This window comes from Variovorax sp. Soil_C_12 (assembly GCF_057657375.1).
Map to the genome: position 1 here is coordinate 83,255 of NZ_JBDGIO010000005.1, position 12,953 is coordinate 96,207.

The 12,953-nt window shown below is 68.9% G+C and carries 14 protein-coding genes; 3 read left to right on the top strand and 11 right to left on the bottom strand.

The features are described from left to right. The first annotated feature begins 35 nt into the window (after positions 1 to 35). From AC3A6X_RS15060 to AC3A6X_RS15070, 3 genes are all read left to right on the top strand, one after another. Complete coding sequence (locus AC3A6X_RS15060) at positions 36 to 515, top strand: aminoacyl-tRNA deacylase (protein ID WP_487842944.1); 480 nt, start codon at positions 36 to 38, stop codon at positions 513 to 515. A 25-nt stretch (positions 516 to 540) separates the two neighbouring features. Further along, complete coding sequence (locus tag AC3A6X_RS15065) at positions 541 to 1,302, top strand: Mut7-C RNAse domain-containing protein (RefSeq protein ID WP_487842945.1); 762 nt, start codon at positions 541 to 543, stop codon at positions 1,300 to 1,302. 223 nt (positions 1,303 to 1,525) lie between these two features. Next, complete coding sequence (locus AC3A6X_RS15070; RefSeq protein ID WP_487842946.1) at positions 1,526 to 1,981, top strand: hypothetical protein; 456 nt, start codon at positions 1,526 to 1,528, stop codon at positions 1,979 to 1,981. 16 nt (positions 1,982 to 1,997) lie between these two features. On the opposite strand, the gene AC3A6X_RS15075 is transcribed toward AC3A6X_RS15070, so the two are convergent. Genes AC3A6X_RS15075 through AC3A6X_RS15125 form a run of 11 tightly spaced genes read right to left on the bottom strand, consistent with a single transcriptional unit; the run spans position 1,998 to position 12,953 of the window. Then, complete coding sequence (locus tag AC3A6X_RS15075; RefSeq protein ID WP_487842947.1) at positions 1,998 to 3,104, bottom strand: porin; 1,107 nt, start codon at positions 3,102 to 3,104, stop codon at positions 1,998 to 2,000. A 29-nt stretch (positions 3,105 to 3,133) separates the two neighbouring features. Continuing rightward, positions 3,134 to 4,105 carry a PDR/VanB family oxidoreductase gene (locus AC3A6X_RS15080; protein ID WP_487842948.1) on the bottom strand — a complete coding sequence of 324 codons (972 nt, stop codon included), beginning with the start codon at positions 4,103 to 4,105 and terminating at the stop codon, positions 3,134 to 3,136. A gap of 32 nt (positions 4,106 to 4,137) precedes the next feature. Then, positions 4,138 to 5,175, bottom strand: coding sequence for a Rieske 2Fe-2S domain-containing protein (locus AC3A6X_RS15085; RefSeq protein ID WP_487842949.1), 1,038 nt, complete (start codon positions 5,173 to 5,175; stop codon positions 4,138 to 4,140). Positions 5,176 to 5,187: 12 nt separating this feature from the next. Beyond that, on the bottom strand, positions 5,188 to 5,409 hold the full coding sequence (locus AC3A6X_RS15090) for a recombinase-like helix-turn-helix domain-containing protein (RefSeq protein WP_106554704.1): 222 nt from the start codon (positions 5,407 to 5,409) through the stop codon (positions 5,188 to 5,190). Between the two features lie 29 nt (positions 5,410 to 5,438). Then, positions 5,439 to 6,119 (bottom strand): FAD-dependent monooxygenase, encoded by a 681-nt coding sequence (locus AC3A6X_RS15095; RefSeq protein ID WP_487842950.1) that lies wholly within the window; start codon positions 6,117 to 6,119, stop codon positions 5,439 to 5,441. Positions 6,120 to 6,142: 23 nt separating this feature from the next. Next, positions 6,143 to 7,138, bottom strand: coding sequence for a Bug family tripartite tricarboxylate transporter substrate binding protein (locus AC3A6X_RS15100; RefSeq protein ID WP_487842951.1), 996 nt, complete (start codon positions 7,136 to 7,138; stop codon positions 6,143 to 6,145). An 11-nt stretch (positions 7,139 to 7,149) separates the two neighbouring features. After that, positions 7,150 to 8,121, bottom strand: a complete 972-nt coding sequence (locus AC3A6X_RS15105; RefSeq protein ID WP_487842952.1) for a VOC family protein — start codon at positions 8,119 to 8,121, stop codon at positions 7,150 to 7,152. 13 nt (positions 8,122 to 8,134) lie between these two features. Further along, positions 8,135 to 9,610: an aldehyde dehydrogenase gene (locus AC3A6X_RS15110; protein ID WP_487842953.1), complete on the bottom strand. Its 1,476-nt coding sequence runs from the start codon at positions 9,608 to 9,610 to the stop codon at positions 8,135 to 8,137. A gap of 6 nt (positions 9,611 to 9,616) precedes the next feature. Beyond that, positions 9,617 to 10,417, bottom strand: a complete 801-nt coding sequence (locus AC3A6X_RS15115) for an aspartate dehydrogenase (RefSeq protein WP_487842954.1) — start codon at positions 10,415 to 10,417, stop codon at positions 9,617 to 9,619. Positions 10,418 to 10,426: 9 nt separating this feature from the next. Then, positions 10,427 to 12,124 carry a thiamine pyrophosphate-binding protein gene (locus AC3A6X_RS15120; protein ID WP_487842955.1) on the bottom strand — a complete coding sequence of 566 codons (1,698 nt, stop codon included), beginning with the start codon at positions 12,122 to 12,124 and terminating at the stop codon, positions 10,427 to 10,429. Beyond that, positions 12,117 to 12,953, bottom strand: coding sequence for an SDR family oxidoreductase (locus AC3A6X_RS15125; protein WP_487842956.1), 837 nt, complete (start codon positions 12,951 to 12,953; stop codon positions 12,117 to 12,119). The genes AC3A6X_RS15120 and AC3A6X_RS15125 overlap by 8 nt, the downstream gene beginning before the upstream one ends.

Consider the following 12,953-nt stretch of genomic DNA (forward strand, 5'->3'; position numbering starts at 1 on the left):
CGGACCGGGCCGGCGACTTCGCACAAGGAGATGCCATGTCCCTCCCCTCGCATCTGACCAGCTACCTCGACCAGCGCGGCGCGCGGTACGAGATCTGCACGCATGAGCACAGCCGCAGCAGCGCGGAGACGGCGCGCAGCGCCCATGTTCCCGCGAGCCAGCTGGCTAAATCGGTCATCCTCCAGGACGACGACGGCTGCGTGATGGCCGTTCTGCCCGCCGACCGGGTCCTGATGGTGGGCGAGTTTTCCCGCCTGGCCGGCCGCTACCGGCTGCGGCTGGCCGACGAGGATCGCATCGCCGCGCTGTTCCAGGACTGCGAGCGCGGCGCGGTGCCGCCGATCGGCATGGCCTGGGGCATCCCGACCCTCGTCGACGACGAGCTCGAAAGCAACGAGGTCGTCTACATGGAGGTCGGCGACCACGCGCAGCTGCTGCGGATGTCGCACGACCAGTTCCACGAGCTGATGCGCGCCCAGCCGCACGGGAGCTTCAGCAAGTCGCCGATGCATTGAGGACAGCCGCGGCGGCGGTGCCGTCATGGTCACGGCGACCTTCCGCTTCTACGAGGAGCTGAACGACTTCCTGGCGCCGGAGCGGCGCAGGCGCGCGTTCTCCTGCCCCTGCGCGCGCCGGGCGACCACCAAGCACATGATCGAGGCCCTCGGCGTGCCCCATACCGAGGTCGAGCTGGTGCTGCTCAACGGCGAATCGGCCGGCTTCGGCGCCGTGCTGCGGGAAGGCGACCGCGTGGCCGTCTACCCGAAGTTCGAAGCGCTCGACGTCACGCCGCTGCTGCGCGTTCGCGCCCAGGCCTTGCGCTGCACGCGCTTCGTCGCCGATGCGCACCTGGGCGGGCTCGCCCGGCTGCTGCGCATGACCGGCTTCGACACCCTGTACGACAACCATTTCCAGGACGACGAGATCGAGCGCATCGCCGGCACGCAGGAACGCATCGCGCTCACGCGGGACCGCGAGCTGCTCAAGCGCCGCGGGATCACGCACGGCTGCTACGTGCATGCCCTGCATTCGGCGCAGCAGTTGCGCGAGATCTTCGACCGGCTCGACCTGGCGCGCAGCGCGCGGCCTTTCACGTTGTGCCTGAACTGCAACGCGCCCTTGCGCGGGATCGACAAGGCGCAGGTCGCCGCCGCGTTGCCGCCGTCGGTGCGCGAGCGCTACCAGCGCTTCAGCACCTGCGACGTGTGCCGGGGCGTGTTCTGGGAAGGCTCGCACTGGGAGCGCATGCGGGCCCTGGTGGATGGGCTGTGCGGGGCGCGATCCGGTGTCGATTCCAGATGAACGAACGACCCGCTTCGCGCATGTAGGCCTTTGGTCCTCATGGCGTGTCGCGCAGAGCGCCGCTGCATCGTCAGCGCATGCGGTGACCTGAGGATGGCAACACTCAATCGCCCCACTCGGTCGCGGAGATTGCTGTCGAAGTCAGTTGCCGGTGGCGAGCCCTTCCTAGAATTCCCGTCAACCTTCCGCGTCAAACCTGCCCTCGCCCACCCCTCGGATCCTCATGCACGAGATCGACTTGCCCGCCCAGACGGCGGCAGTTCGCAGTGTTCTTGCCAAGCACGGAATTCGTCCCGCGCTGGCCCTGCTCAACGACCGGACGCCATACCGCTACACGGCCATCTACAAGCTGACCGGCGAAACCATGGAAGCCGTCCACGTCTTCGATCGCGGCTCCGAATACCGCAGCTGGCTCAAGGCAGTGCCGCTGGACAAGAGCTTCTGCGAGTTCGCCATCCGCGAGGGCGAGTTCGTGACCCACCACGCATCGAGGGACCAGGGCCTGGTGAGCCCCTACGATGGCCTCGTCGAGTCCTACTACGGCCGCGTCTTGAGGCGCGATGACGGGACGCTCTACGGCAGCTTCATCCACTTCGACGTGGAGCCGCGCAGCATCGCCGAAGAGGAAGTCGCCTTCCTCCAGGACGTGATTCCCCTCTTCCTCGACTACCTCGACTGAACGCGCAGGGTCGCACCTAGAAGGTGTGGCGCATGCCGAACTCGGTGCCCTTCGAGGAGCCGTTAGGCGTCGTGATCGAACCGGCGAGCGCCTGCGTCGCGCCATTGCGGTTGCGCAGATAGGCCAGGGTGCCGTAGAGCGCCGTGCGCTTCGACAGGTTGTAGACATAGCCCAGTGCCAGCTTCGACGTCGTCGGCTCGGGCACATTGCCGATGGGCTCGCGCTTGTAGCGCGCATACGAGGCTTTGATCTCGCCCACGCCGACCGGGAGGATGAAGCCCAGCAGCGCGCCCTTGCCGTCGACCGCGCCCAGCGATTCGCTGTAGACCTCGCCCATCAGCCGGAGGCTCATCAGCGATTCGAAGACATAGGAGGCGCCGATGTTCGACACCCGCAGATCGCCGGTGGCGTAGCGGGTCTTGCCGGTGGCGAGCGTCACGTTGAACGGGCCGCGGAGGTAGCCCACGCGAATGCCCGCATAGTCGCCGTCGTCCTTGTTCGAGAGCAGCGTGCCCGGCAGCACGGAGCGGTTGTCGTTCTCGCCCATTGCAACCATCACCTGCCCGTAGAAGCCGCCCAGGTTCGGCGGCAGGAAGTAGCCGATGCTGTTCGACGCGCGCGTGCCCGTCGGCGCGGTGAGGCCGCCCAGGCCCGAGAAGTACAGCTGGTTGGCGCCGATGCCGCCGCCGGTGCCGAAGGGGTCGTAGAGCGCCGTGTTCCAGAAGGTCGGCGTGTAGTCGCGCCCCAGCCGCAGCTCGCCGAAGCCACCGGAGAAGCTCACCGTGGAGCGCCGGTTGAAGCTCAGAACGCCGGGACCGGCCGCGCCGCTGGCCTGGTTGTTGGTGTTCGAGTTGAAGCCCGTGCCGTTGTCGTTCTGCAGCCCGGCCTCGAGCCAGAAGCTGGCGGCCAGGCCGCCGCCGAGGTCCTCGCTGCCGCGAAAGCCCAGCCGGCTGAAGGTGTTGCCGCTGTTGGTCAGCTGCCATTTGTGCGTGGAGCCGTAGCCCGACCCGGTGGTATAGGTGACGGCGGCATCGAGGACGCCGAAGAGTTGCACGGAGGAAGATTGCGCACAGGCGCCGGCCGCAGCCACGCATGCGGCCGCGGCCACAAAAGACTTTTTCATTGGATTTTTCGAGAGAGGGAGTTGGGAAGCTAGATGTCCAGCACCAGCGGCCCACGACGGCACTGCGAGACGCAGATCATCATGGTCTTGTTGGCGGCCCGTTCGGCCTTGGTGAGGATGCCGTCGCGGTGCTCGATCTCGCCCGCCGAGACGATCTTCGTCTCGCAGGCGCCGCACACGCCTTCCTTGCAGCTGTGGTCCGGGTTAAGGCCGGCGTCGATCAGGCTGTCGAGGATGGACTTGCCCGGCGGCACTTCCACGCTCTTGCCGCTCTTCGCGCACTCGACCACGTAGGCCTCGGTGGCGCTGGGCGCCTCCACGTGGGCGGCAGCGAAACGCTCGACGTGCGCATTCGCGTAGCCCAGCTGCTCGCAGGTCTTCTCGAAGGCGTCGAGCATGGGCGCGGGGCCGCAGCAATAGAAATGACTGCCCGCGCTCTTGCCGCCCAGCATCGCCGCGAGATCGGGCGGCGCGCCCTTGTCGGCATCGAAATGCCAGGTCAGCGCGACCTGGTTCTCGCGCGCCAGCGCCTCGATAGCGTCGCAGAAGGCCGCCTCCTTGCGGGTGCGCGCGCAGTAGATCATCTCCACCGGCTTGCCGATGGAGACCAGACGCTGCAGCATGCACCAGATGGGCGTCACGCCGATACCGCCGGCCACCAGCACCGAGCGCTCGGCCCTCTCCTCCAGGTGAAAGTTGTTGCGCGGCGCCGAGATCGGCAGCGTCATGCCCACGCGCAATTGCTGGTGCACGTAGCGCGAGCCGCCGCGGCTCTTGCGGTCGTTGGCCACGCCGACCACGTAGCGCTGGCGGTCGCTGGCCGGGTTGCACAGCGAGTAGCTGCGCACCAGCCCGTTGGGCAGATGCAGATCGATGTGCGAGCCGGCTTCGAAGGCGGGGAAATCCACCTCCGGCGAAGCCGGGCGGAATTCGACGCTGACGATGCCCTCGGCCTCGTAGCGCATGGTGTGCACGAGCGCGTTGAGCGTGGGGGAAGACATGGGCGTGGACCTCGACAAAACCAGGAAAAAGCTCAGGCCGCGGCCTGCTCCAGCTGCGCCTGCGCCAGGTTGCGCATGTGGCGGCGCAGGCGCACGATGCCCAGGTCATGCTGGTACAGGTTCTCGTGCTGGTTGGCATCGGGCTCCATGTCCTCCAGCATCACGCGGTCCTGCTCCAGCACATGCCAGTGGCGCGCTTCCAGCCGGTTCTTGTACAGGAAGCGCCAGGTGTCGCGCTCCCAGCCCGGCGCCAGCTTGCGCACGCGCCAGAAGAAGGTCGCGGTCATGCCCTTGGTCATGGGCGCGAAGGCGCCGACGATGATGAAGTTGCCGCCGGGGCCGCCGGTGCGCGGGTACGGGATCTCCAGCCGCATCCAGTGGAGGCCGGTGTCGGCCCATTCGGTCCAGTCGAAGTTGACGTTGCGCTGGCCTTCCTTCTCGAACACGAAGCCGTGGTCGGTCGGGCGAACGCCGAACTTGGCCTGCGAATCGCCCTCGGCCATCGAGTGCGACTGCTTGTGCAGGAAGGTCCCGTGCATCGGGTCCATCACGTTGTCCAGCACGTAGCGGTAGTCGCCCTTCCATTCGGTGTAGCAGAGGAAGGACGCGTACTGCGTGTCGTCCGTGAGCTGCTCCGGCAGCACCAGCGGCGGCGGCACGTCGACCGATTCCTTCGAGTTGTAGAGGAACACCGCGCCGGCGCGCTCTTCCACGTGGAAGTGGCGCGTGGCCTGCGAGCCCTCGAGCTTGCAGCCGGGGCTGCCGGGCACGCGCGTCACGACGCCGTCATGGCGCACCTCGACGCCGTGGTAGGGGCAGGACAGGCGGTCGCCCAGGATCACGCCCTGCGACAGCGGCGCGCCGCGGTGCGGGCAGCGGTCCTCCAGCGCGTGCAGCTTGCCTTCGCCGTCGCGCCACAGCGCGAGCTTGCGGCCCAGGCGGCGCAGCGAAATGGGGTTCTCGCCGATGAAATGGGAGGGGCAGATCGGATACCAGAGGTCCTTCAGCCCGATCTCGAGCAGCTGGTCCACCGGGTCTTGCGCGACGGGTTGGATGGCGATGGTGGTCATGGTGTGTTCTCCTCAGGCGCCGAGCTTGGCCATCTCTTGGCGGTACAGGTCTTCGGTCCAGCGCTGGCCGCCGGGCGTGGCCAGGCCGCTGTCGTTGAGCCGTTCGACCAGGCCGGCGAGGTCGTGGACGCCGTCGCCGAAGGCGCGCTCGATCGCATCGCCGAGCAGGTCTTCGTAGGTGGTGGCGGGGCGCTGGCGCGCCTGGTGGGGTTGCAGGTAACGGTCTTGTTGCATCGTGGCCTCCGTGGGAAGGGTTGGGTTTGTCAGGCAGCGGCGGCAAGCGGCGCGGCCCAGGCGTCGTAGCCGTAGACCCAGTCCGCATTGCCGCCTTCGCGCAGCCAGTTGTTGCCGCGCGAGCCCAGTTGGATCTGGCTCGTGCGCTCGATGCGCGCGCGCTCGTAGCGCTGCAGCGCGCCGGCGACGTCGCGCATCGCCACGCCTTCGAGATGGCGGGCCAGCACGACCGCATCCTCGATGGCCATGCCCGCGCCCTGCGCCATGAAGGGCAGCATCGGATGCGCGGCGTCGCCCAGCAGCGCCATGCGGCCCGCGGCCCAGGCCGGCATCGGGTCGCGTTCGTACAGCGCGGTCTTGAGCACGGTGTCGCAGGCCTCGAGCAGCGCGCGCGCCTCGGGGTGGTAGGCGACGTACTGCTCGCGCAGTTCGTCCACGCTGCCGGGCGCCGTCCAGGATTCGAGCTGCCAGCTGTCCTGCGGCGTGGTCGCGAAGATGAAGATGTCCTTGCCGCGGTTGAGCGGAAAGGTGACGATCTGGCTCTGCGGATTCGGCCCCCACCACTTGGTGATATCGGCACCGACGCGGGCGAACTGCTTCGCCTGCTCGAACACGACGACCTCGTGGCCCGCGCGCCGCAGGGCGATGGCCGCGGCCAGGCCGCCGATGCCCGCGCCGACGATGCCGATGGTGGATTGGCTGGTTTCCATTCTTGTCTCTGTCCTTCGTTGTTCTATTCGGCCACGATGTTGCGGGCCTTGATGATCCGGGCCCACATGGCGGTCTCGTCGCGCATGTAGACGGCGAACTCGCCCGGCTTCATGGTGGCTTCGGTCATGCCCTGGGCCTTCAGGCGCTCGCGCACCTCGGGCTGGGCCAGGAACTGCGCCGCATCCTTGGCCAGTTGCTCGGCCACGGCCGGCGGCGTGCCGGCGGGCGCCAGCAGGCCATACCATGAGGTCACGGTCACGCCCTGGATGCCCTGCTCCGCCAGCGTCGGGATCTCGGGTGCGGCCGGGCTGCGCTGGGCCTCGGTCACGGCCAGCGCGACCAGCTTGCCGTTCTTGAGGAAGGGCAGCGTGGCGGGCAGGTTGCTGAACATCAGCGGCACCACGCCACCCAGCACGTCGTTGAGCGCGGGCGCCGTGCCCTTGTAGGGCACATGCAGCAGATCGACACCGGCCTGCTGCTTGAAGAGCTCGCCGGCCAGATGCAGGCCGCTGCCCACGCCCGGCGAGGCATAGGACAGCGTGCCCGGCTTGGCCTTGGCCTGGGCCACCAGTTCCTTGGCCGTCTTGATGCCGGCCGAGGGCGCGGCCACCAGCACGTTGGGCGCCTTGGCCAGCATGGTGACGGGCACGAAGTCCTTCTGGATGTCGAAGGGGAAGTTCGGCATCAGCGTCGGGTTGATCGTCAGGTTGCCGGCAGGCACCACCAGCAGCGTGTGACCGTCGCCCTTCGCGCGCTTGACCTTGTCGATGCCGATGTTGCCGGCCGCGCCCGGCATGTTCTCGACCACCGCCGCCTGGCCGTAGCGCTTGGCCAGGCCTTCGGAGAGCACGCGTGCCAGGGTGTCGACCGGGCCGCCGGGCGGGAACGGTGAGACGATGGTGAAGCGGTCGCTGGAAAGCTGCTTCTCCACGGCGTTCTGCGCATTCGCCGGCGCGACGGCGGCCAGTGCCATCCAGGCGGCGCCGGCAAGGGACAACAGGGAGGTGCGTCGTTGCATGGTCGTGTGCTTCATTTCTTTTCGGTCAGGAACTTGCCTTGCGGACCGTCGGCGTTCTTCTGCCGGCGCGTGTCGCCGTCCAGCCCGCCATCGACCGCCCATTCGGCAAACACGGTGGGACCCGGCTCGAACTCCCGCGGCTGCCACTCGGCCGTGAGCTGGTCCTCGTCGGCGTAGTACTCGATCAGGCCGCCGGCCGGGTTCTTGAAGTACCAGAAGTAGGCGGAAGACACCGGATGCCGTCCCGGGCCCAACTGGGTTTCCCAGCCGCAGCGCGAGAAGTGCAGCCCGCCACCGAAGACCTCGTGGATGTCGCGCACGGTGAACGCCACGTGGTTGAGCCCGCGCTTGCCCGAGGGCAGCTGCAGCAGGAACAGGTCGTGGTGGCCGCCCTCGGGTGCGCAGCGCATGAACGCGCCGCGGTTGGGGTAGCTGTCGGAACCCACGAAGCCGAAGCGCTTCGCATAGAAGTCGGCGGTGGCCTTCACGTCGGCGACGAAGAAGACCACGTGGCCCACCTCGATCGGCGTGGCGCGCTCGTAGACCGGCGCGGCCTGGTTGATGCGGGGCTTGGCGTTCCAGGTGTTCATTGCGCCGCACTCGACCTCGATGCTGCGCTTGCGGCTGACCTGCAGGCGGACGGCGAGGCCGTTGGGGTCGGTGCAGCCGATGCGGCGTGCGCCCTCGACTTCACCATCGACGACGCCGGGGTCCTTGGCGATGGCCGCGGCGTAGCGCGCGAGATCGGCCTCGCTCTCGACCCCCCACACCACTTCGAGCAGCGTCGGCCCCTCCTCCACCGCGGCCGGCAGGCCGGGCGTGCCCAATGCGGCGACCACGACGCGGCAGCCGTTCAGGCACTCGAACACGAGCTGGTCCGCAGTCTCCGACTTGAGCGCCAGGCCCCAGTCCGAGAAAAAGCGGCGGCAGGTCGGCAGGTCGTCCGCCGCATAAGTAATCTGATCGATTCCAAGAACGCTCATGGCATGACTCCCTTCAGTTGGCCCACGGCAGCGGCTGCTCGTTGGTGCCCCAGTACATGCTCTTCTGCTCCATGTACTGGAAGATTCCTTCGCGCCCCTTCTCGCGGCCCAGGCCGCTGTCGCGCCAGCCGCCGAAAGGGGTGGAGACCGAGAACTGCTTGTAGGTGTTGACCCAGACCGTGCCGGCCTGCACCGCGCGCCCAAGGCGCCAGGCGCGCTTGAAGTCGCGGCTCCACACGCCCGCGGCCAGCGCGTAGACGCTGTCGTTGGCCTGGGCGATCAGTTCATCCTCGTTGTCGAAGGGCATGGCGACCAGCACCGGGCCGAAGACTTCTTCCTGGCTGATCCGCGCACTGTTCGTGAGGCCTTCGAGAATGGTGGGCGTGTAGAAGTAGCCACTGTCGAAAGCCGCGCCGTGCGGGCGCACGCCGCCGGTGCGGATGTGGCCGCCCTCGGAGACGCCCAGCGCCACGTAGCGCTCGATGCTCTCGCGATGCTTCGCCGTGATCAGCGGGCCCATCTGGGTCCGCTCCGAGGCCGGATCGCCGACCCGCAGCATCGCGGCCGCCTCGGCCACGCGCGTGACGAACTCGTCGTAGATGCGGCGCGCCACGAAGAGGCGCGAACCCGCGATGCACGATTCGCCCGAGGAGCTGAAGATGCCGTAGAGCACGCCGTTGACGGCGTGGTCCAGGTCCGCATCCTCCAGCACCATGGTGGGCGACTTGCCGCCCAGCTCCAGCGAGACCGGCATCATCTTGTCGGCCGCGATGTGGGCGATGTGCTTGCCCGTCGTCGTGCCGCCGGTGAAGGACACGCGCTTGACCAGCGGATGCTTCGTGATCGCATCGCCGATGACCGAGCCCTTGCCCGGCAGCACGCTCACGATGCCCTTCGGCACGCCGGCGGCCTCGCAGATGCGGGCCAGTTCCAGCGCCATCAGCGGCGTGATCTCGGCCGGCTTGACGATCACCGCATTGCCGGCCGCCAGCGCCGGCGCCAGTTTCTGCGCCTCGCTCGCGATCGGCGAATTCCACGGCGTGATGGCGGCCACCACGCCCATGGGCTCGTGCACGCTCATCGTGACGAAGGGGCCGCGCGAGGGCGTGATCGTCTCTTCCAGCGTCTCCAGCGCCGCCGCGAAGAACTGGAAGGTGGCGGCCGCGCTCGCCACCAGCGCGCGCGTCTCGTTGATCGGCTTGCCGTTGTCCAGGCGCTGCTTCTGCGCCAGCGGCTCGGCCTCCTCGCGGATCAGCTGCGCCACCCGGTGCAGCACCGCGGCGCGTTCGTGCGGCAGCTTCTGCGCCCAGCCGCTGGTGCGGAAGGCCAGGTCGGCGCGCACGATGGCCTCGTCGACATCGGCGAGGCTGGCAGCCTTGAGGCGTGCGATGGGTTCGCCGTTGGCGGGATAGAGGCTCTCGTAGGCGTCGCCGCCGCCCAGGCGCCATTCGCCGGCCACGTTGATGGGAAGAAGTTCGGAAGAGATCATGGTGGGTCAAATGGCAAGGGCCGCGGCCCGGTTGCGCAAGGCGCGAACGGCGCTGTAGACCGTCAGCGCGGAAGTCTTGGGATTGGCCGCGAGCGGCTTGTTGCGCATGCTCAGCTCGAAGCTGCCGAAGGCGCCCTCGGCCTCGACCGTGTGCACGTTCTCGTCCACGGTCGGATCGGCGATGAGGCGCACCAGCGTGCGATCCAGCCCGAGGCCCGCGAGCGAGACAGTGGCCGCCACGTTGGCGTTCTTCGGATAGAGCGCCGCGGCCTCGCGCGCGCTGCCTTCGAAGATCACGCATTCGGCCGTGAGCGCATCGAGGTCGCGGCCCTGCTCCGCCGGCGTGCCCTTCCAGGCGCGTGGCGGCTTGCGGCCGGTGTAGCGCACGCTGTCGAGTCCGCCGATGCGGGCCGCGGCCAGCGCATCGATGGCGCCGATGGCGCCGGCGATCAGCTGCACCTGGGTGCCGCCGGTGATGGCCGCGATCTCGAGCTTCTCGGCCAGGCCCGGCGCAGAGAGCGCGCCGACCGAGGCGACCACGCAGGGCGTGCCGCGCCGCAGCGCCGGCAGCACGTGCTCCTCGATGGCGGCATGGCCGGCGGTCTCGACCACCAGGTCGACGCCGGACGCAGGCACGGCGGCGCAGACCTGCACGCCGGGCGCCAGCTTCTGCAAGGCCGCCTGCGCGGCGGCCACGCCTTCGGCGGGAGTGACCACCGCCACCACCGCGAGCCCCGCATCGCCCTTCAGCAGCTCGATGACCGAGCTGCCGATGGCGCCGCAACCGATGAGTGCCACGCGCAGCATGTCAGTGCCTCACTTCGCCAGCGCAGGGATCTGCGTGACGGTGTTGGTCGGCGGGCCGGCGAAGGTGCTCTTGAAGCCGCCGATGGACAGCATGTCGATCTCCAGCAGGAAGGGCCCGCGTGCGGCCAGCGCCTCGTCGAGCTGACCCTTCAGTTCCTCCAGGCGCGAGACGCGGGCATGCGGCAGCGCGATCGACTTGCACAGCAGCGCGTAGTCGGGCGTGTGCAGGTCGGCGTAGCAGCGGCGGCCGCCGTACTGCGCGTCCTGGATGTTCTTGATCACGCCGTAGCTCTTGTCGTTCATGAGCACGATCACCATCGGGGCCTCTTCCTGCACCATGCAGGCGAGCTCGCCCAGGTTGAGGATGAAGCCGCCGTCGCCGGCCAGGCAGAAGGTCTTGCGGCCCGAGCCGGTGACCGCCGCGCCGATGGCCGCGCCGATGGCCATGGGCATGCCCTGGCCGATGCCCCCGCCCGTGGCGTGGACGCCTGCGCTCGGTTCGAACACGCGCAGTTCGCGGTTGCCCCAGGTGCTGTTGGAGACGGTCACGTCGCGCACCCAGTTGAAGCTGCGGCCGGCCACGGACTGGATCTGGCGCACCAGTTCGGCGTAGGGGCCGAGGCCGTCGCGCAGCGTGGCGACCGCCTGGTCGTGCGCGGCGCGCAGGTCGGCGAGCAGCGTCGGGTCCGCCTGGTATTGCAGCGCTTCCAGCCGGTCGGCCAGGCCCTCCAGCGCGAGCGCGGCATCGCCGCAAACGAAGGCGTCGGTCGCGTAGCAGCGGCCTTCGGCTGCGGCATCGGCATCGATGCGGTAGAGCGGGCGCGGCAGCTTCAGCTCGTACTTGAGCGTTTCGTTGCCGCGCAGGCGCGAGCCGACCACCAGCATCGCGTCGCAGCTCTGGTAGAAGGCCTCGACCGGCTTTTGGATGTTGTAGGCGCCGAGCGAGCCCGGATCGTCCTCGGGCACCGTGCCGCGGCCCTGCGTGGTCGTCACGACGCCGAAGCCGAGCTTCTGCAGCCGCTGGATCGCCGCGCCGGCGCGGCGCGCGCCGCCGCCGATCCACAGCATCGGGCGCTTGGCGGAGGCGAGCTTCGCTGCCAAGGCATCGAGCCCGGCCTTCGAGGGCACGGCCGCCTCGATGGGCAGCGGCGAAAGATCCGCGGGCATCGTGGTGAGCGCCGACTGGATGTCGATCGGGATCTCCACGCTGACCGGGCCGGTCGGCGCGGTGAGCGCGACCTGCACCGCACGCTTGAGCGTGCCGAGCACGTTCTCGACGCTGCGCACGCGGAAGGCGGCCTTGGAGACGGCCTTGAGCATGGTCAGCTGGTCGGGCGCCTCGTGGATGTACGACATGCCCTTGTCCAGGTAGGGCGTCTCGATCTGGCCGGTGATGTGCAGCACGGGCGCGCCGGCGGTGAGCGCCTCCACCATGCTGCCGGCAATGTTGCCGGCGGCCGGGCCGGTGCTGGTCACGCACACGCCCAGGCTGGCGGTGGAGCGGGCATAGGCGTCGGCCATGTTGCCCGCGCCGGCCTCGCCGCGCGCCGAGATGAAGCGGACCGCCCCGCGCTGCGCGAAGGCATCGAGGATCGGCATGTTGTGGATCGAGATCACGCCGAAGGCGGCCTTGACCCCGCACTGTTCGAGGAAGGCGGCGACGACCGCGCCGACCGTGACGTGGGGGTTGCTGGGAGTGTTATGCATGGCGGGAAAGGCCTCCGGAAATGTCGATGTGGCTGCCCGTCGTATAGGAAGCGAGAGGGGAAGCGAGGAAAAGAATCGCGCGTGCGGCTTCGGTCGGAAGCCCCAGGCGACCCAGCGGGATGTGTTTGTTCTTGGCGAGCTGACCGCTCCAGGCGGACCAATCCAGCGACCTGTCTTCGCGCGCCTCGAAGCGGCGGCGCCATTGGCCCGACTCGACCAGCCCGATCAGGATGCCGTTGACGCGCACGCCCTGCGGCGCGAACTCGACAGCCATGGAGCGCACCAGGTTCAAGAGGCCCGCGCGCGCGGCCGAGGTCGCGACCATGTGCGGCTCGGGCTGCCGCGCCAGCAGCGAGTTGGCGCAGACGATGGATGCATCGCCCACCACCGCACGCTGCGCCGCGAGCTGCGGCAGGAAGGCCCGCGTCGGATGGATGACGGAGAAGAACTTGAGGTTCAGCTCCTCGGTCCAGGCGGCGTCTTCGGTGTCGGCGAAGGTGGAGACGCGGCCCTGACCGGCGTTGTTGATCAGCATGGAAGCCGGGCCCAGCGCGGCCTCGCTGGCCGCGGCGAAGGCCTTCACCGAGGCGGGGTCCAGCACGTCGCAGGTCTGGGCGAAGAGCGTGGCCTGCGGGCGGCGCTCGCGCAGCCCGGCCACGGCGCGATCCAGCCGCTCGGCGTTGCGGCCGCACAGCGCGACCGCGGCGCCGCAGTCGAGCAGGGCTTCGACGGTCGCGAGGCCGATGCCCGACGAACCGCCGGTCACCACGGCCACGCGGCCGGCCAGTGCATCGGCGGCGAAGAAGGAAGGGGAAGTGGATGCAGCCAT